The 18,540-nt window shown below is 43.1% G+C and carries 17 protein-coding genes and 1 pseudogene; 12 read left to right on the plus strand and 6 right to left on the minus strand.

Annotation, left to right across the window (positions count from 1 at the left end):
- From J6I68_RS13675 to J6I68_RS13690, 4 genes and pseudogenes are all read left to right on the plus strand, one after another.
- Positions 1 to 594, plus strand: a pseudogene (locus J6I68_RS13675) (carbohydrate ABC transporter substrate-binding protein); the annotation flags it as partial.
- Positions 595 to 706: 112 nt separating this feature from the next.
- Complete coding sequence (locus J6I68_RS13680) at positions 707 to 1,624, plus strand: carbohydrate ABC transporter permease (RefSeq protein ID WP_292221138.1); 918 nt, start codon at positions 707 to 709, stop codon at positions 1,622 to 1,624.
- Between the two features lie 16 nt (positions 1,625 to 1,640).
- Positions 1,641 to 2,504, plus strand: a complete 864-nt coding sequence (locus J6I68_RS13685) for a carbohydrate ABC transporter permease (RefSeq protein WP_292221140.1) — start codon at positions 1,641 to 1,643, stop codon at positions 2,502 to 2,504.
- Positions 2,505 to 2,700: 196 nt separating this feature from the next.
- Positions 2,701 to 3,828, plus strand: coding sequence for an AI-2E family transporter (locus tag J6I68_RS13690; protein WP_292221141.1), 1,128 nt, complete (start codon positions 2,701 to 2,703; stop codon positions 3,826 to 3,828).
- Positions 3,829 to 3,847: 19 nt separating this feature from the next.
- Here the strand turns inward: J6I68_RS13690 and budA are convergent, their stop codons facing one another.
- From budA to J6I68_RS13715, 5 genes are all read right to left on the minus strand, one after another.
- Entirely contained in the window at positions 3,848 to 4,705 is an 858-nt protein-coding gene (gene budA, locus J6I68_RS13695) for an acetolactate decarboxylase (protein WP_292221142.1), read from the minus strand.
- Between the two features lie 105 nt (positions 4,706 to 4,810).
- Positions 4,811 to 5,116: a LiaF transmembrane domain-containing protein gene (locus J6I68_RS13700; RefSeq protein WP_292221143.1), complete on the minus strand. Its 306-nt coding sequence runs from the start codon at positions 5,114 to 5,116 to the stop codon at positions 4,811 to 4,813.
- A complete protein-coding gene (locus J6I68_RS13705) occupies positions 5,091 to 5,660 on the minus strand; it encodes a hypothetical protein (RefSeq protein ID WP_292221144.1) in 570 nt (189 codons plus the stop codon). Before J6I68_RS13705 ends, J6I68_RS13700 begins: the two co-directional genes overlap by 26 nt.
- Positions 5,657 to 6,082, minus strand: coding sequence for a hypothetical protein (locus J6I68_RS13710; RefSeq protein ID WP_292221146.1), 426 nt, complete (start codon positions 6,080 to 6,082; stop codon positions 5,657 to 5,659). Before J6I68_RS13710 ends, J6I68_RS13705 begins: the two co-directional genes overlap by 4 nt.
- Positions 6,079 to 6,600, minus strand: a complete 522-nt coding sequence (locus tag J6I68_RS13715; protein ID WP_292221148.1) for an RNA polymerase sigma factor — start codon at positions 6,598 to 6,600, stop codon at positions 6,079 to 6,081. The genes J6I68_RS13710 and J6I68_RS13715 overlap by 4 nt, the downstream gene beginning before the upstream one ends.
- A 196-nt stretch (positions 6,601 to 6,796) precedes the next feature.
- On the opposite strand from J6I68_RS13715, the gene J6I68_RS13720 reads away from it, so the two are divergent.
- The 4 genes from J6I68_RS13720 to J6I68_RS13735 all read left to right on the plus strand — a co-directional run bounded on the left by J6I68_RS13720 (position 6,797) and on the right by J6I68_RS13735 (position 10,953).
- Positions 6,797 to 7,651 carry a hypothetical protein gene (locus tag J6I68_RS13720; RefSeq protein ID WP_292221150.1) on the plus strand — a complete coding sequence of 285 codons (855 nt, stop codon included), beginning with the start codon at positions 6,797 to 6,799 and terminating at the stop codon, positions 7,649 to 7,651.
- Positions 7,652 to 7,924: 273 nt separating this feature from the next.
- Positions 7,925 to 8,380, plus strand: a complete 456-nt coding sequence (locus tag J6I68_RS13725) for an ACT domain-containing protein (RefSeq protein WP_442861729.1) — start codon at positions 7,925 to 7,927, stop codon at positions 8,378 to 8,380.
- 14 nt (positions 8,381 to 8,394) lie between these two features.
- Positions 8,395 to 9,603, plus strand: coding sequence for a homoserine dehydrogenase (locus tag J6I68_RS13730; RefSeq protein WP_292221152.1), 1,209 nt, complete (start codon positions 8,395 to 8,397; stop codon positions 9,601 to 9,603).
- A gap of 30 nt (positions 9,604 to 9,633) precedes the next feature.
- Positions 9,634 to 10,953, plus strand: a complete 1,320-nt coding sequence (locus J6I68_RS13735) for an aspartate kinase (protein WP_292221154.1) — start codon at positions 9,634 to 9,636, stop codon at positions 10,951 to 10,953.
- Between the two features lie 114 nt (positions 10,954 to 11,067).
- Here J6I68_RS13735 and J6I68_RS13740 read toward each other — a convergent pair whose 3' ends face one another.
- Positions 11,068 to 11,865 carry a hypothetical protein gene (locus J6I68_RS13740; protein WP_292221156.1) on the minus strand — a complete coding sequence of 266 codons (798 nt, stop codon included), beginning with the start codon at positions 11,863 to 11,865 and terminating at the stop codon, positions 11,068 to 11,070.
- A 232-nt stretch (positions 11,866 to 12,097) separates the two neighbouring features.
- On the opposite strand from J6I68_RS13740, the gene J6I68_RS13745 reads away from it, so the two are divergent.
- The 4 genes from J6I68_RS13745 to J6I68_RS13760 form a co-directional block, all read left to right on the plus strand.
- Entirely contained in the window at positions 12,098 to 12,610 is a 513-nt protein-coding gene (locus J6I68_RS13745) for a DUF6106 family protein (protein ID WP_292221157.1), read from the plus strand.
- 13 nt (positions 12,611 to 12,623) lie between these two features.
- Positions 12,624 to 14,081, plus strand: a complete 1,458-nt coding sequence (gene guaB / locus J6I68_RS13750) for an IMP dehydrogenase (RefSeq protein ID WP_292221158.1) — start codon at positions 12,624 to 12,626, stop codon at positions 14,079 to 14,081.
- Positions 14,082 to 14,112: 31 nt separating this feature from the next.
- On the plus strand, positions 14,113 to 16,830 hold the full coding sequence (locus tag J6I68_RS13755) for a sensor domain-containing phosphodiesterase (protein WP_292221159.1): 2,718 nt from the start codon (positions 14,113 to 14,115) through the stop codon (positions 16,828 to 16,830).
- Positions 16,831 to 16,888: 58 nt separating this feature from the next.
- Positions 16,889 to 18,540, plus strand: a 1,652-nt coding sequence (locus J6I68_RS13760) for a glutamine--tRNA ligase/YqeY domain fusion protein (protein ID WP_292221161.1), incomplete at its 3' end; no start/stop codon positions are given.

An 18,540-nucleotide genomic window follows, 5' to 3' on the forward strand; every position in this document is an offset into this window, starting at 1 on the left:
AAGAAGCTTGCAGATGCTGGCTACTGCAACACATGGGGCCAGTGGGGTGAGGACTGGAACAAGGGATTCTATCCTGAAGGAAAGGTATTCGCTTACTTTGGACCAGCTTGGCTTATCGACTTCTGTATGGCAGCTGATGTAGAAGGCTCAGTAGCACACGATGGTGGCTGGGCAGCTACAGAGGGACCTCAGGGCTTCTACTGGGGCGGAACATGGATCTGTGCAGCAACTGGAACAGACAACGCTTCTCTCGTTGCTGATATCATGAGAAAGATGACAATGGATCCTGAAGTTATGAAGGATATCGTTCTTAAGGACAATGACTTCGTAAACAACAGACCTGTTATGGAAGAGCTTGCAAACGATCCTAACTACTCAAATGCAGTTCTTGGCGGACAGAACGCTCTTAAGATGTTCTGTGCAGGCGCTGACAAGATCGATATGGCTAACCTTACAGCTTATGATCAGGGTCTTCTTGGAGACTTCCAGACAGCTATGGGTGACTACATCAATGGCAACTATGCTACATATGATGAGGCTCTTGAGCAGTTCTACACACTTGCACTTCAGAGATATCCTGAGCTTTCAAAATAATCCTGCATAGGTTTATGTCTTAACTATTCATTTGCCTGCCGGTCATTGCGCCGGCAGGCAATTTTAAAAAAACGCTTGTAGTTCCAAAAAGAGTAATTTGTGGAGGTAGAGTATGGACAAGAAACAGTCCAATAAGAACGTAGTAAAGTTCAACAGATGGGGTTACATCTTTCTTATTCCATTCTTTGTTACTTATGTAATATTCAGTTTTATTCCGCTTTGTTCAACAATTTACAACAGTTTCTTTGAAAACTATCGTTCCGGTCTTAAGCAGATAGGACCTAACTTTGTTGGTCTTGCCAACTATGGAAACCTGCTCGGTACCGCGGAAGTTTGGAAATATTTAGGAAATACCCTGATCATGTGGATCGGTGGTTTTATTCCTCAGATTGTTATAGCTCTTTTGCTGGCATACTGGTTTTCAGATCCTTCCCTCAGGCTTAAGGGACAGAGATTTTTTAAGACCGTTATCTATATGCCTAACCTGATCATGGCGTCAGCTTTCTCAATGCTGTTCTTTGCATTGTTCTCAGACAGCGGCCCTGTGAACCAGATCCTTTTAAGTCTTCACCTTATCAAAGAGCCATACAAGTTCTTCCAGTTTGTTATTGCATCCAGGGTTCTTGTAATGCTCATGAACTTCCTGATGTGGTTTGGTAATACCACAATCCTTCTTATGGCAGGTATGCTTGGTATTGACTCATCACTTTATGAAGCAGCACAGGTTGATGGTGCTACAGCTTCACAGGTATTCTTTAAGATCACAATGCCTATTCTTCGTCCTATTTTCGTATATGTGCTTATCACATCACTTATCGGTGGTTTGCAGATGTTCGATGTTCCTCAGATCCTGACCAATGGTCGTGGTAATCCTACAGATTCCCTGACCACAGTAATCATGTTGCTGAACAGATACCTGACCAGTAAAGACGTTGGTCGTGGTGGTGCTTTGTCAGTATTCATGTTTATTGTAACCGGTATTCTTAGTTTGATCGTATTCAGAATAAACACTACTAAGGATAAAGATTGAGAGAGGAGATACAAGGATGAATAACGATATACAGATGAAGCCTCACGGCGTTCCAATCGGAGTCAGAAGAACAATTGCATATATTGTACTTGCATTCTTCTCATTCCTTTGCCTTATTTGGTTTTACATTTTGCTTATTAACTCAACAAGATCACACTCAGAGATGACACTTGGATTTACAGTACTTCCAAGTACTCACCTTTTGGATAACTGGAGCAGCCTTGTAAACGGTACTATTCCTATCGCAAAGGGATTTGTAAACAGTATCATCGTTTCAGCTTGCACAGCTTGTCTTACATCATACTTCTCAGCTATGACAGCTTATGCTATCAATACCTACAGATTCAAGGGAAGAGCAGCAATTGCAACCTTTATCCTGGCTATCATGATGATCCCTGGACAGGTTACAGCTCTTGGTTTCCTGCGTTTGATCGTAAGACTTGGTATGGATGACTCAATTGTTCCACTTATTATTCCTGCAATTGCTTCTCCTGTTACATATTTCTATATCAAGCAGTACATGGAGAGCAACCTTCCTCTTTCACTGGTAGAAGCAGCAAGAATTGATGGATCTGGTGAGTTCCGTACATTTAACACAATTATACTTCCACTTATTAAACCTGCTATTAGCGTACAGATGATCTTCGCTTTTGTAGGTAGCTGGAATAACTACTTCACACCAGCCCTGATCCTTCATACAGATACCAAGAAGACACTTCCTGTTATGATCGCTCAGCTGCGTGGTGCTGACTGGTTACGTTTCGATATGGGACAGATTTACATCATGATCGCAGCATCAATCTTCCCGGTTATCGTGATTTACCTGCTTCTTTCAAGATATATCGTTGGTGGTGTATCTGCAGGTGCAGTAAAAGGTTAAAAGATTTCATTATGAAATCCTCCTATTTTTTACTCTTTCCTTTTATAAGCGTTGCGAAAGGCCATGGCGTTTGCCATGGCCTTTCGTAATTAATCAAGCTTCAATTCATCGAACATTTTACATTTTGTTTTGGCTTCTTTATAATTTTGGTAAATTTAAAAATTTGAAGCAGCATAACAAAAAGCGGAGGCTTTGAATGGACATGACGACTACAACTTTTAAAAGAATCTGTCAGATAGTATTATTTACCGGAGTAGTATTTTTTATAATATTGAACTACAGGGCTATTGGGGCGATAATTGCCTTTGTCTGGGGAATTCTGCTGCCCTTTGTGATAGGGGCAATAATTGCTTTTATAATTAATATCCCCATGAGAGATATAGAGGAAAAATGGTTCAAAAAGTGGAAGGGCAGGAAATTTGTAAGACCTGTTTCCATGATTGTCACGATCGTACTTGTACTTTTAGTGATCAGCTGTGTGATCATGGTTGTTGTCCCGCAACTCGGAACAACTGCAAATCAGCTTGTGAAGGCTATGAATACTTCGCTTCCCAAATTGCAGAGTTATGCCGAGAATTTCTTTTCTGGTAATAAAGAGATACAGGCTCAGATAGAATCCCTGGATATAAATGCTAACAGTGTGATTTCTGCTGTAACTTCATTTTTAAAGAGCGGAGTGGGCAGTGCTTTTGGCAGTGCGTTTTCTGCTGCAAAGGCTGCGTTGTCTATGATGGCTTCGGTGGCTATAGGCATAGTTTTTGCCTGCTATATACTTATGCAAAAAGAAAATCTGTACAGACAGGTGCAGATGCTTATTACTGCGTTGTTTCCTGAGAAGATCCGCGGCAAAATAAACTATGTAGCCAAGAAATTTTCAGATACATTCTCAAGCTTTATTTCATGCCAGTGTCTTGAGGCGTGTATTCTCGGCGCAATGTTTCTAATAGTTCTTTTGATTACAAGACTTCCATATGCATTTTTGATCAGTATTTTAATTGCCTTTACGGCTCTTATTCCTGTGGTGGGCGCATTTATAGGATGTGCGGTTGGAGCGTTTCTTATACTTATGGACAGTCCGGAAAAGGCGCTTTTGTTTATTGTAATATTCCTGATACTTCAGCAAATTGAAGGAAATCTGATATATCCTAAGGTTGTTGGTGGTAGTGTGGGACTTCCATCTATGTGGGTTCTTTTCGCGGTTACTGTAGGATCCAGCCTTATGGGAGTTGCAGGAATGCTGTTTTTTATTCCGCTTACCTCGGTAATATATTCTCTTATCAAAGAGTGGACCTACAAGAGGCTTAAAGATAAAAGTGTAGAGTAGTAAGACTAAAAGATATTAACTAATTATCCTTGGATTCAGCGTCAGTCTCAACCTTTTTTATATCTTCTGACTGGTCAATAGTCAGATCAAAGCCGTTAAACAATTCGTTTTCAGGAAGTAGCATCTCAAAGCCATCAGTGTAGTCCAGCTTTGCAGTAGCGCTATCAAAACTAAGGCCAAGGACATGACCGCCATATAGCCTGTCGCCGGAAATGAAGTGAAGATGCCAGCCTGTGGCATTGAGGCTGTCCATGTAAGGCGGGCAGTATAGGGCAACTACAGTGCCCTCGATGTTTTCGTAGTCAAAGAAGGTCTGGTCGGTTTCAAGAACTTTTGCGAGTGGTTCATAAGGCTCTTTTTGCGAGTACTCGCTCCGAACGTTCATTGTGGTAAAATCCCCGTCTATGCGGACCATATAGAACCTGTTTACACCAAGCTCTTTTACCTTGTTATCAAGAAGAGCTTTAAGCTCATCGATATCAGCTACAGCTCCAATCTCAAGGACTTCGTCCTCATCAAAGAATGTGACATTGGAAAATGGGATCAGCTCATCGTTTCCTACTGTTTCGACGCTTCCGTCGGCAGCGGCCCTGTAGACAACGCCGTCTAAAGCGATGAGCTCGCCGTTTAGACCATCAAAGGTCCCGATCCCAATGTCGCCTCTTTTCATAAGTTCGGAAACAGGAACGCTTCCGTGGTAATCTCCAAAGGTAAGGCCCTGCAGGAGTGAAACCTGAAACAGTGTATCCCTTTGGTCTTCATCCTCAGGGCCTTCGTTTATTTCTCTTTGCCTGGACCATGCGCCACAACCGGTGATGCTCAGTAAAATCAGAGTAGAAACACAGATATTGCTAATAATAGAACTGATCTTTTTCATTCCTTTTTATCCCCTCATAATTGAATCATGTGCTAAATGGTACATTTATCTTAGCAAATTATTTGCAGGGAATGAATATGCCAGATGTGGTTTATAACGGTGCTATCAGTTGAAAAGACCTTCTTTTGCAATTTGAAGCAGGATGTCAGCTCCTGCCATGGACATGGCAAATATGGTTGTTATAAAAAGAAGTACTACTGCTGGCTTGTCGTAAATAACCTGATCGCTTTTATAGTTTGATATTAAAAGCTCTACTCCGAGCCCTATTAACATAAGAGGCCAGAGCCTGAATATCAGTGCATAGTCAAGACTTCCAATGAAGAGATGAAGGATAAACAGCACTCCGAAAACTATCAAGGAAAGGCCGGCTGTTATAGACCCAACTCTATGCGTTCTTATTTGATTCTCCATCTGTGATCTCCTCCTTTTGCTCAATGGCCAGCAGTTCTTTCTTTTTACCCTTGATAAGGACAATGCCGGCAACGATAAGTGCTATGCCGATCACAAGACTTGGAATATTGTCAAAGATAGGATAGATGGTGTCCCAATAATCTCCGGGGATAAAATCTATTACGATGTCCATGATGTAATCCCATGCCATGCCAAGACCTATAAGGATAATGAATGCTGCAAATACAGTGCGCAGGGTCTTACTCTTGATATCGAAGGTGCCAGGGGTAAGGTATTCTTCCCAGATATACCTGTCTTCGTAGTTTGCAAAGTGCTCATCATCAAGACCTGCTATATTTCTTGCGTGGAAAAATCCCCAGAACCAGATCACGGCAATGACTGCCATCATGAAGTCAAAACGGACACACATTAAAAGTCCGCATGCTGCAAAGAACAGACACATAAGGCTCAGACCATTTTTCATAAAGCCCATATACATCTCGGCTGCTCCTGGCAGAAGTGAAAATATAAAAGTAAAGAATCTGCTCTTTTTCATAGGTTTCATTTTAAAATCCCTCCCTTTTCGGTTATGTAATCTTCCAGCATTGTAATGAGATCCTTCTTTTTGAGATCATTTTGAACCTCATCTTTTGTTGGGCTTTGTTTTTGCGGTAGTATGTGTAACTCGCTATTTATTGCTCTTTCTTTCAGTACTTCTTCTTTGGTTGGGACAGGCCTTCTTGTATCAATGGTGCGGGGCAGAAGAGTCATTAGTAAAAGAGCTGCGGCAACCGACAATACAACCTTGTAGGTGAACTTATAAAAATCTACTGTTCTTTCTTTTTGAGATCTGGCAGGATTTCTATCAATCCTGCTTATTACTTCTGCATGCAGTCCCCTGGGCGCCTGTACCAATCCTTCACTTTCAGTTTCAGCGATAAGTGCACTTAGCTCTTCGTCGGACAAGTAATCATTATTAAATGTCATGATAGAAAATCCTCCTTTCTCATTTTTGTTTTTAGCATTTCCCGTGCCCTGTAGATCCTGGTCTGAACGTTCTTAAGAGGAACTCCCGTTTTTAGCGAGATCTCTTTTGCCGTAAGGCCATCTATAAAATGCATTCTGGCCGCTTCTTTATAGTTGTCAGGAAGTGCATTGCAGTTGTCAGTAAACTCTTTATACACATCCTTTGCTACAAAGGTTTCTAAGGGGCCATCTCTTGAAGTGACGTTTTCTGGCATTTCCTCTTCGGGTGTTGGAGAAGCCTTTCTCTCAGAAGACTTAAGATAATCGATGCACTTGTTTGAAGCTATCCTGCAGATCCAGGCCTTTTCAGATCCTTCAGAGAGGCTTTCAAGGTGCTCAAAGGCTGAGATGAAGGTCTCCTGAGTGATGTCCTGTGCTGCAAAGTAGTCGCCGCACATCTTGAGACAAATGGAAAAAACCAGATTCTCATAGGAAGTCATCAGCTGTATTAACTTTTCATTTGAATCTGTGTTCCCCACTGTTTCCCTCAACGCGTTTTGGATAGTCTATTTTTCGTCCTTCATATAATATAACGATTCACCGAATAGAAAGTCTTCACTTTTTTTAAAAAGATTTAAAACAAATTTTGACACAAAAAAGATGAAATGGTGTAGAATTCAGCTGGGAAGCGGTTATAATAAGTATTAGGAAAAACATTTTTGGAGATAATCATATATGAAAAAAAGTAAATTCATCATTAAAAGAGTAGTGGCGATGGCTGTTGCGGCAGCAATGCTAATAGCGTTTCCTGTAAAGGGCAGCATAGCTTATGCTGAGAACGATGATAAGGCGGAGGCTTTAGCTGTTTCGCAGGAGGCAGATGATAAGACAGAAGATACAGATAAAGAAAATATAGAAGAAACAGACAAGGACAACATTGAGGCGCAAGAAGCTCAGGAAGAGGAACAGCTCTCTGACTACGACAGAGCCATAAAAGAGGCAGCAGATGCCCGTCACGCCCTTCAGAATGACCCAACTCACGTGCACCACTTCAGGTGGATCGCTAAGCGGAACGCCAGTGAGTCTGCAGATGGAACCATAAACTATATGTGCGAGGAGTGCGACAAGGTTTGGTACTTTAGGCCATATCCAGCGTACTACTGTTTCCAGGGCGACATTGCAAGGCAGATAGAGGTTGCGCCTCAGGACTTCACTGTAAAGGTCAAGACATCTCTTTTCATCAACTTTAACAAACAGGTTATGGAGGCTCTGGCAAAGAGGCCTGATGTTTCACTTCAGGTGAGCTTTCTTAGAAAAGAGTATGTGGGCGATCGCCTCAGTTTCACAATTCCTGCTGGTGAAGATACCATGTCACTTCTTGATGAGAACGGCTACGCTGGCTTCATCTTCCTTGGCAACAAGTATGGTATGACTCTTGAAGTTAAGCACGAGCTGGATGAAGAGGACGCTGAGGCAGAAGAGACAGGCAGCACAGAGGCGGTTGAAGTAAAAGAAGCGGACAGTAAGGAGTCAACTGAGACGAACGAGTCTGAAGAAAACGAGTCTGCTCCATCAGCAAAGCAGATATGATCAAATGATAACAGAAAGCTACAGACCTGGCATCTTAGTACATGAGGTGCCAGGTCTTTTTATGTCTTATGGGATATCTGTCTTTGGCGTTTGGGAAATATTAACAAAGAAAAATGCATAAAAGATGAATATTTATAAAAATTAATGCTTGTCTTTATAACTTCACTGTGATAAACTCTTTCCAGTGCATACAAATGTCCGCCCGAGAAAAACACTATACTGACACAGACAGACAATTGTATGCCACAGAAAAACAGAAAGGTGCTTCTTAAGGTGCAGCAGGATACAGGATACTACGTAATAAGAAAGCAGGCAGTTCCAGATGTACTTCTCAAGGTGGTGGAAGCCAAGAAACTCCTTGAGTCTGGCAAGGTTAAAACTGTCAATGAGGCAGCAGCAAGCCTTGGGATCAGCCGCAGCTCTTTTTACAAATATAAAGAAGACATATATGAATTTCATGACAGCCTTCAGGGCACCACACTTACGTTGACCTTCCAGATGAACGACGAAGTGGGACTTTTATCCTATGTTCTCAATCTCATAGCAGATTTCGGAGCTAACATTCTTACGATACATCAATCCATTCCTCTTAACGGGGTGGCATCTATTTCTATCACAATCCAGGTTTTGGAAACAACCAAGGATATCATGGAGATGATATCCATAATGGAAAAGACAGAAGGTGTGCACAAGGTCCACATTACAGGACGAAGTGCCACATTGACATAAAAGGAGGCATCAAGATGGCAAAAGTAGCAGTACTGGGATATGGCACAGTTGGAAGCGGTGTTGTTGAGGTTCTGGACACCAACGCTTTGGAAGTAGCAGGAAGTGCCGGAGAAAAGATTGAAGTTAAGTACATTTTAGACCTTAGGGATTTCCCTGGGGATAAGCATGAGACACAGGTTGTCCATGACATTAACATCATTCTGGACGATCCTGAAATAGAAGTTATCTGTGAGACCATGGGCGGAATCGAGCCAGCTTTTTCTTTTGAAAAGAGTGCTCTTGAGAGAGGCAAAAGCGTTTGCACCTCCAACAAAGAGCTGGTGGCTGTTCATGGACCAGAGCTTGTGGAGCTTGCAAAAAAGAACGGAGCCAGCTATCTGTTTGAAGCTAGTGTTGGCGGCGGAATTCCACTTCTTCGCACCATCAATGACTCCCTTAAACATGAAAAGATCGATTCCATCACAGGAATCTTAAATGGAACAACCAACTACATCCTTACTAAGATGGACAAGGAAGGAATTGGCTTTGCCACAGTTCTTAAGGCCGCTCAGGACAAGGGTTATGCAGAAAAGAATCCTGAAGCTGACGTTGAAGGGTACGACGCCTGTAGAAAGATTGCCATCCTCTCTAGCCTTATGAGCGGACAGCATGTAAACTACGAAGACATCTATACTGAGGGTATCAGCAAGATCAGTATTGAGGATTTCGACTATGCAAGAAACCTTGGAATGGCAATAAAGCTCCTTGGAATGTGCAAGAAAAATGAGAATGGCTTCTTTACTATTGTTGCACCATTCCTTATTCCATATGAGAATCCTCTTGCCAATGTAAATGGTGTATTCAATGCCATCAACGTACATGGAAATATGCTTGGCGATGTTATGTTCTACGGAAAGGGCGCAGGCAAGAACGCCACAGCAAGTGCAGTAGTTGCAGATGTAATTGATATCATCAAGCACAAAGGAAAGCACATCGAAGTCAACATGAAGTCGGAGAAGGCAGTTCTTTCTCCCAAGGACAATGCAGTTCGCATGTTCTTCGTAAGAGTCCCTGCTGAATTAAAGGCACAGGCCATGAGCATCTTTGGCGAGAATATCGAGGAAGTAACTGGAATAAGCGTACACGGCGAGTTTGCATTTATCACGCCTAATATTTCCGAAAAGGATTTTGAAGAAAAGCTGTGGAAACTGGACAGCGTCAAGGGATATATCAGATTATATTAAGAAAAAGAAAAGAAGGAAGATTGTGAAACAATGAAGAAGGTAGTTAAGTTTGGTGGAAGTTCACTTGCAAGTTCAGAGCAGTTCAAGAAGGTAGCAGATATCATCAAGTCAGATCCTGACCGCGTTTACGTGGTTCCATCTGCTCCCGGAAAAAGAAATTCCAAGGACACCAAGGTCACAGACATGCTCTATAAGACCTACGCCCTTGCAGAGGCAGGAAAGGACTTTAAGAAAGATCTTGATGCCATCAAGGCAAGATATGACGAGATTATAAAGGGACTTAAGCTTAAGCTTGATCTTTCAAGTGAGTTTAAGACTATTGAAAAGAGCTTTAAAGACAAGGCTGGAAGCGACTACGCAGCCAGCAGAGGTGAGTATCTTAATGGTATCATCATGGCAGCCTATCTTGGATATGAGTTTATCGACTCAGCAACAGTAGTTGCCTTTGATAAGAACGGCGACTTCGACAGTGAAAAGACCAACAAGCTCATGGGTAAGAAGCTTGAAAAGACACCTAAGGCTGTTATCCCTGGTTTCTACGGAGCTTATGCTGACGGCAAGATCAAGACCTTCTCAAGAGGCGGATCAGACATCACAGGTTCAATCGTATCCAGAGCCATCAAGGCAGATGTATACGAGAACTGGACAGATGTTTCAGGCTTCCTTGTTGCAGATCCAAGGATCATCGACAAGCCACCATACATCGAGACTATCACATACACAGAGCTTCGAGAGCTTGCTTACATGGGAGCTTCAGTTCTTCACGAGGATGCCATCTTCCCTGTAAGAAAAGAGGGTATCCCCATCAACATCAGAAATACCAATAAGCCAGAAGATCCCGGTACATGGATTGTTGAATCCACAGCTAAAAAGTCCAAGTACGTTATCACAGGTATTGCTGGTAAGAAGGGCTTCTGCTGTGTAAACGTCCTTAAGGATCAGATGAACTCAGAGGTTGGATTTGTAAGAAAAGTTCTTCAGGCCTTTGAAGATCAGAACATCTCCATCGAGCACGTTCCTTCAGGAATCGACACCATGACAGTATTTGTCCAGCAGGACGAATTCATAGAAAAAGAGCAGTCAGTAGTATCAGAGATCCACAGACTTGCTCACCCTGATATGCTTGAGATCGAGTCAGACCTTGCACTCATCGCAGTCGTTGGCCGTGGCATGAAGTCCACAAGAGGAACTGCTGGCAGAATCTTCTCAGCTTTGGCCCACGCTTCTGTCAATGTCCGCATGATCGACCAGGGCTCATCCGAGCTTAACATCATCATCGGTGTCGAGACCAGAGACTTTGAAAAAGCCATCGCAGCCATCTACGATATCTTCGTGACTACACAGGTATAAACAAGACACGGGGACGGTTCTGCTGACATAGGGACGGTTCTACTGTCAGGTTTTATTTTGATAAAACCTGACAGTAGAACCGTCCCCGTGTCAGCAGAACCGTCCCCGTGTTGTTTACTGCATGAGATATTCGATGAACTGCTTGGAGCGGTCAATTCGCTCGGTGTTGATGACGATGGCGGCAACAGGGGTGGAGCCAGGATAGGCCTGAGCCTCAGCCAGTGCCTTGGAGTTATCGAGCTTGATGCCTACAGGGACGGGATCATCCATTTCGGAAGGGGAGATCTCATCGTACTGGAAGGTGTTGTTGTATTTGTCGGCCATAACGGCGTACTTGTTGCTCTCGTCAAATTTGCCGGTGGTGATGTAGTCGGTGTATTCCTCTGATGCAAGATAGTCGGCGTAGGCCTGATCTACGTAGAAGAGTCTGTCTGACATGGCGTCCAGCTCTTCTTTGGTAAAGACGTCCCTTAAATCCATGAATGTTTCCTGGGATGCGTAGTGGTAGGCTGTGCCAAGGTCTGAAACGAATACGTCGAGTTCAGATGCAGCGATGAGAGCCATGATCTTTTCGCTGGTGGCAACGGTTGTCTGATCGATAGATGAACCTATATAGTTAGAAGAAGTATCTACTAAGACATTTTCTGAACTGGTGTCGATTCCGGCATATTCTGCAAAGCCGTCCTGCAAAAGAAGCTGTGTTTCCATGCCCTGGTTGTTTACAAACAATGAATAAAGGGCGTAGGGCTTTCTGTTTGCAATGTCTCTTATGAGAGTTACAACTAAAATGATCGCAACAACAGCTACGATTGTGTGGATCTTGTAGTATTCCCAGAAGTAATCCCAGTGGGCCCTAAAGCCCTGTCCTTTAAGCTTTTGTCTCTGCTGTCTTATCTCATCACGAACTGCCATTTTTCACTCCTTAGAATTTCTTAACAGAAATGTAATACAATTTTGGCGCTAAAACATATATAATGTTAATGAGTGCTTTTTCATACCTAGTTATGATATGAAAATGCAATTTTACTGTCAAATGAAAAATCCTGTAAAATCCAAATTATTGTGTGAAAAAAACCTTGCAAGTCCTTGGAAAGTAATATAAGATAGTCGGTAATTTAATCGACTTAGGAGGAGACAATCAGTAATGGTAAGTGATAACAGTTATGTTGAGTGCCTTATTGAGAGCAAAGCTTCGCCGCTAGTGAAGTTTGGCAGCTATCTGGCTCTGATAGTGGCAGTAATCTTCTTTCTTTCCTCAATTCTTACCCCACTTGGAATTGTAGGTCTTATCCTGTGCGTCGCTGCAGGAGTTGCGTATTATTTCCTTTCATTAAATGCAAACATCGAGTTTGAGTATCAGTACTGTGACAGGGAAATCACAGTGGACAAGATCCTCAACAAGAGTAAGCGCAAAAACGTGGCAAAATATGAGGTTGAGCGTATCGAGGCTTTTGCTCCATCACGTTCATATCACCTTGATGAGTTTAAGAACAAACAGTACAAGACTCTTGATTTTTCTTCAAGAGAGCAGGGCAGACAGCCTGATCCAACATATACATTCATATATGACGGAAAAGAAAAGGTTGTTTTTGAACCAAATGCTGAATTTATAAATGCAGTAAAGAGTGTAGCACCTAGGAAAGTTTTCACAGATTAAAAGGGGATAAATAATGGGACAGATTATTGGCGAAGGAATTACTTTTGATGATGTACTTTTAGTACCTGCATATTCACAGGTTATACCTAATCAGGTTGATGTTGGAACATATCTTACCAAGAAGATCAAGCTCAACATTCCACTTATGAGTGCTGGTATGGACACTGTAACTGAGCACAGAATGGCAATCGCCATGGCAAGACAGGGTGGAATTGGTATCATCCACAAGAACATGTCAATTGAGGCTCAGGCCGAAGAGGTTGATAAGGTAAAGAGATCTGAGAACGGCGTTATCACTGATCCTTTTTCACTTTCACCAGATCACACACTTGCTGATGCTGATTCACTTATGGCTAAGTTCAGGATCTCTGGTGTTCCTATCACAGAGGGCAAGAAGCTTGTTGGTATCATCACCAACAGAGATCTTAAGTTTGAAAAAGACTTCTCCAAGAAAATAAAAGAGGTAATGACTTCAGAAAACCTCATTACTGCCAAGGAAGGTATTACCTTAGAGGAAGCAAAGAGCATCCTTGCCAAGTCTAAAAAGGAAAAGCTTCCTATCGTAGATGACGATTACAATCTCGTTGGACTTATCACTATCAAGGACATCGAGAAGACTATAAAGTACCCATTAGCAGCCAAGGATGATCAGGGAAGACTTCTTTGTGGCGCTGGCGTTGGTATTTCTGCAAACTGCCTTGAGAGAGTTAAGGCACTGGTAGATGCCAAGGTTGACGTTATTGTTCTTGACTCAGCTCACGGACATTCTGAGAACGTGCTTAAGTGCCTTCGTATGATCAAGGCAGAGTTCCCGGATCTTCAGGTTATTGCTGGAAACTGTGCAACTGCAGCTGCTACCAAGGACCTCATTGAGGCTGGTGCAGACGCTGTTAAGGTTGGTATCGGACCTGGATCTATCTGCACAACCCGTGTAGTTGCTGGTATTGGTGTACCTCAGATCACAGCAGTTATGGATTGCTACGAAATGGCCAAGCAGTATGGAGTACCTATTATCGCTGATGGTGGTATCAAGTACTCTGGCGATATTACAAAAGCTATTGCAGCAGGAGCTAACCTTGTTATGATGGGCTCCATGTTTGCTGGCTGTGATGAAGCTCCAGGTGAGTTCGAGCTTTATCAGGGCAGAAAATATAAGGTTTATAGAGGAATGGGATCAATCTCAGCTATGGAGAATGGTTCTAAGGACAGATACTTCCAGGAAGATGCTAAAAAGCTCGTTCCTGAAGGCGTTGAAGGCCGTGTAGCTTATAAGGGAACTGTAGAAGATACAGTATTCCAGCTTATTGGAGGCCTCAGGTCCGGAATGGGATATTGTGGCTGCAACACAATTGAAGCTCTCAAGGAGAACGGTAAGTTCATCAAGATGACTTCAGCAGCTCTGCGTGAATCTCATCCTCACGATATTCAGATTACTAAGGAAGCTCCTAACTACAGCGTTGACGGACAGTAAGATAGGAAAATCCTTATACAAGGAGCAGGTTTTGCAGGATATAACTACTATGGTGGACAACTTGGAAACCACTAATGGGGGTCAGGGTGGAAATGAGACCAGGACCCTTGGTAGTTTTGCGCAAAAACACAAGGGCGAGATGCAGGCCTGGCAGGATAAGTTCTGCAATATGGCCGGCGTCTATGCTTTGTGTCTCGATGAACAGGGCATTCCTTTAACTGAGTTTTCCGGTAATTCCCATGAAATCGAGATCATCAAAAAATACGTTACACCAATAAGAATTCATAATATCTATAAGCGAGTGTCAGACAGCGAACTTGAGGATCAGGCAGTGGAGATCACTGAGATCCCCAACCTTCAGCTGGCGGCAATTGCTGTTGGGGATAGTGGAAAAATTTCTGCTGTACTTGTTGTTGCGGCACTTTTATCAGATGCCAAGTACGACAAAGCTTTCTTCCATTATCCACCTATCGATAATTTCCAGTATCAGATCACCGAAGATAAATTTTATAAGACCTTAGACTTGATGAGAGCGACCCTGGCAGTCCTTATAAGTGTTGAGGCTTCCAGGTCACAGGCTGTTGCCATAAGTGAAGGCAGCAAGTTAAAAGAGCTAGAGATGACCAGCTCTTTTCACAGAGCCGAGACCATGACTGAGATAGTATCCCTCCTTGACAGCGACGAGGTCATTGAGGAGATCATGGCTGAGGTTCTGACTAAGCTGTGTTCATATCTTCAGCTAAGCAACGCCTTTATCTGCAGGATACATCACGATACACTTATGGACATTGTAGTCCAGTGGACCCACCCTGGTACTTCCAAGCTCTTTCCTGAGACTACAGACCAGGAAGTATGCTGGTTTTTGGGAACTCAGAAGGCCATAGTTGTATCCTCTGATACACAGATGAATGCAGGCGAAAGAGAACAGCTTGAGAACCTTGGAATCAAGGCTTTAGTCTCCATGCCTGTTGTTATAAACGGAAGTCCTATGTTCTACACCTGTCTTACAGAAAACAGGGAGAACAGGATATGGTCAATTGATGACATCAAGTTTGTCAATGACGCCATCAGGATCATGCAGAGTATCATTACCAAGAGGCTGCAGACTAATTCCCTTGCAAGCTCTTTTGCTTCTCTGGAGGCGGTCCTTGATAATGTGGGAAGTTCCATATATGTAAGGGATATAAATACGGGAGTTCTGCTCTTTGCAAACAGGAGTTTTAAAAAGAACTTTAGCAGAGAGCTTACTGAGAACAAGCTTCCAGAGCTCTTTGAGACCAATATCCCTCCAAGGAGCCACAGTGGAAACTATGAAGTTCACCACAGAGACAGAGAGAAGTGGTACGACGTATACTACACCAGGATCAAGTGGGTTGACGGACGTCCGGTATCTCTTTGCGCCATCTATGATGTAACTGAGAAAAAGCTGTATCAGAAGCGCATTGAGCAGCAGGCCTACACTGATTTCTTAACTGGTCTTTTCAACAGAATGTGCTGCGAAAAAGACCTGGCTAAGTATGTGGATGAGGCAAGACAGACTGGGCAGCGAGGCGCCCTTATGTACCTTGACCTGGATGATTTTAAACACATCAACGATTCATTGGGCCATCAGTACGGCGATGCACTGCTTCAGGATATTTCAAGAACCATCAGCAGGATTGAGGGTATCAGCAACTCCTGTTATCGTATGGGCGGAGATGAATTCGTAATCATCGTTCCTCCAGAGAGCTATCCAAGGATCGACAAGATCTTAGAGGAGATAAAGAACGCTTTTGCAACACCATGGTACCTTAAAGACAGCGATTACTACTGCACCATGAGTATGGGTGTAGTTCTTTTCCCAGACCACGGAGATAATGTATCAGAACTCATAAGAAAATCTGACGTGGCCATGTACGAGGCTAAAAAGTCAGGAAAGAACAGGATCGCGGAGTACTCAGACAACATCGACTCCTCATCCATACACAGGCTTGACCTTGAAAAGAATATGTACTCAGCCATCACCAAGAAGTGCGATGAGTTTGAGGTTTACTTCCAGCCTGTCATTAGTGAGAGCAAAAAGGGCGGCAAAAAACATATTGGCGCGGAGGCACTTATTCGCTGGAACAGCACCTCTTTAGGCTTCCTTAGCCCCGATGAGTTCATTCCTCTTGCGGAGTATTTGGGACTCATCACTCCTATCGGAAATCATGTTCTTAAAAAGGCCTGCGAATGCTGCAGACAGTGGAACGATTCCGGATGTGGTGAATTCTCAATCAGCGTCAATGTATCAGTTGTGCAGATCATGCAAAACGACATCGTGGATGTGATCAAAAACTGTATTGAGGAAAACGGGATCGATCCTAAGAATATAGTATTAGAGCTTACAGAGAGACTTGCTATCAATGACCTTGCAAGGACCAAGCAGACTCTTCTTGATATAAAGAGCCTTGGAGTAAGGCTTGCTCTTGATGATTTTGGAACCGGATACTCAGCTCTTTCAAGTATAAGAGCTCTTCCTTTTGATATTATCAAGATAGATAAGGATTTTGCAGCAGATATAGTAGATGATAAGTATTCACAGGCTGTGGTAAGGTCCATGGTAGATATGGGTAAGGCCATCGGAGCAGAGATCTGCGTAGAGGGTATCGAGAGTAAGGAGCAGGTGGACATCGTAAGAAAGCTTGGAGCCAAGTACATTCAGGGCTACTACTACGACAAACCCATGAGAAGAGCGGCCTTTGAGGAAAAGTATGTGTATAACGGATGAGTTTATGTTATACTATAATGTACTTTAAAAACAAAAAGAAAGTTGGTTTTATTTTAGAATGGCAGAAGAATTAACAAATCCAAATGGAAGACATTTTATTGAGCGAGAGATCGATAAAGATCTGGCTGAGGGCGTTTACGATCATGTCCACACAAGATTTCCTCCCGAGCCTAATGGCTTCCTTCATATAGGTCACGCCAAGAGCATACTTTTAAACTATGGAATGGCCAAGGAATATGGCGGCAAGTTCAACATGAGATTTGACGACACCAATCCTACCAAGGAGAAGTCAGAGTTCATGGACGCCATCATCGAGGACGTTAAGTGGCTTGGTGCTGATTATGAGGACAGACTTTTCTATGCATCAGATTACTTTGATGAGATGTATGAGGATGCAGTTAAGCTTATTAAAAAGGGCAAGGCTTATGTCTCAACTCTTACAGCTGAGCAGATGAGAGAGTACAGAGGTACGCTTACAGAGCCCGGTAAGAACGACCCTGACAGGGACAGAAGTGTGGAAGAGAACCTTCGCCTGTTTGAGGAAATGAAAAGTGGCAAGGTAGAGGACGGAGCAATGACTCTGCGTGCCAAGATCGATATGGCTTCACCTAATATCAACATGAGAGATCCTATCATCTATCGTGTTGCACATATGACACATGCAAGAACTGGCGATAAGTGGTGCATCTATCCTATGTACGACTTTGCTCATCCTATCGAGGATGCCATCGAAGGTATCACACATTCTCTTTGCACACTGGAGTTTGAGGACCACAGACCTTTATATGACTGGGTCAAGAACGAGTGCGAGTACCAGAATCCTCCTCGTCAGATCGAGTTCGCCAAGATGTATCTCAACAATGTGGTAACAGGTAAGAGATATATCAAGAAGCTTGTTGAGGATGGAATCGTAGATGGATGGGATGATCCAAGACTTGTAACTATCGCTTCTCTTCGCAGAAGAGGCTTTACACCTGAGTCCATCAAGATGTTCGTAGATATGTGCGGTATCAGTAAGGCACAGGCTACAGCAGAGTATGCAATGCTTGAGTACTGCATCAGAGAGGACCTTAAGCTTAAGGCTCCAAGAATGATGGCAATCCTTGATCCTGTTAAGCTCGTGATCGACAACTATCCAGAGGGCGAGACAGAGTACCTTGATATCGAGAACAACAAGGAAGTTCCTGAGATGGGCAGCAGGAAGATCGCCTTTGGAAAAGAGCTTTACATTGAAAGAGAGGACTTCATGGAGGAGCCTCCTAAGAAGTACTTCAGACTTTTCCCAGGCAACGAAGTAAGACTTATGAATGCTTACTTTGTAACCTGCACCGGCTTTGTTAAGGATGAAAATGGCAAGGTAACAGAGATCCACTGCACATATGATCCTGCAACCAAGGGCGGAGACAGCCCTGACGGACGCAAGGTTAAGGGTACTATCCACTGGGTAGCAGCTAAGGATGCTCTTACAGCAGAGGTAAGACTTTACGAGAACATCATTGATGAGGAGAAGGGTGTTTACAACGAGGACGGTTCACTTAACCTTAACCCTCATTCCATCACTGTTATAGCGGACGCCAAGCTTGAGTCATCCCTTAAGGATGCCAAGGCTTATGATAAATTCCAGTTCGTAAGAAACGGATTCTTCTGTGTGGACAGCAAGGACTCCAAGGAGGGCGCTCCTGTATTTAACAGGATTGTTTCACTTAAGAG

The sequence above is a fragment of the Butyrivibrio sp. genome (assembly GCF_017940685.1).
Lineage (GTDB): Bacteria > Bacillota > Clostridia > Lachnospirales > Lachnospiraceae > Butyrivibrio.

Coding starts and splice junctions, on each gene's coding strand:
- J6I68_RS13680 (WP_292221138.1), top strand. CDS start 707: ATGGACAAGAAACAGTCCAATAAGAACGTAGTAAAGTTCAACAGATGG.
- J6I68_RS13685 (WP_292221140.1), top strand. CDS start 1,641: ATGAATAACGATATACAGATGAAGCCTCACGGCGTTCCAATCGGAGTC.
- J6I68_RS13690 (WP_292221141.1), top strand. CDS start 2,701: ATGGACATGACGACTACAACTTTTAAAAGAATCTGTCAGATAGTATTA.
- budA (WP_292221142.1), bottom strand. CDS start 4,705: ATGAAAAAGATCAGTTCTATTATTAGCAATATCTGTGTTTCTACTCTG.
- J6I68_RS13700 (WP_292221143.1), bottom strand. CDS start 5,116: ATGGAGAATCAAATAAGAACGCATAGAGTTGGGTCTATAACAGCCGGC.
- J6I68_RS13705 (WP_292221144.1), bottom strand. CDS start 5,660: ATGAAACCTATGAAAAAGAGCAGATTCTTTACTTTTATATTTTCACTT.
- J6I68_RS13710 (WP_292221146.1), bottom strand. CDS start 6,082: ATGACATTTAATAATGATTACTTGTCCGACGAAGAGCTAAGTGCACTT.
- J6I68_RS13720 (WP_292221150.1), top strand. CDS start 6,797: ATGAAAAAAAGTAAATTCATCATTAAAAGAGTAGTGGCGATGGCTGTT.
- J6I68_RS13730 (WP_292221152.1), top strand. CDS start 8,395: ATGGCAAAAGTAGCAGTACTGGGATATGGCACAGTTGGAAGCGGTGTT.
- J6I68_RS13735 (WP_292221154.1), top strand. CDS start 9,634: ATGAAGAAGGTAGTTAAGTTTGGTGGAAGTTCACTTGCAAGTTCAGAG.
- J6I68_RS13740 (WP_292221156.1), bottom strand. CDS start 11,865: ATGGCAGTTCGTGATGAGATAAGACAGCAGAGACAAAAGCTTAAAGGA.
- J6I68_RS13745 (WP_292221157.1), top strand. CDS start 12,098: ATGGTAAGTGATAACAGTTATGTTGAGTGCCTTATTGAGAGCAAAGCT.
- guaB (WP_292221158.1), top strand. CDS start 12,624: ATGGGACAGATTATTGGCGAAGGAATTACTTTTGATGATGTACTTTTA.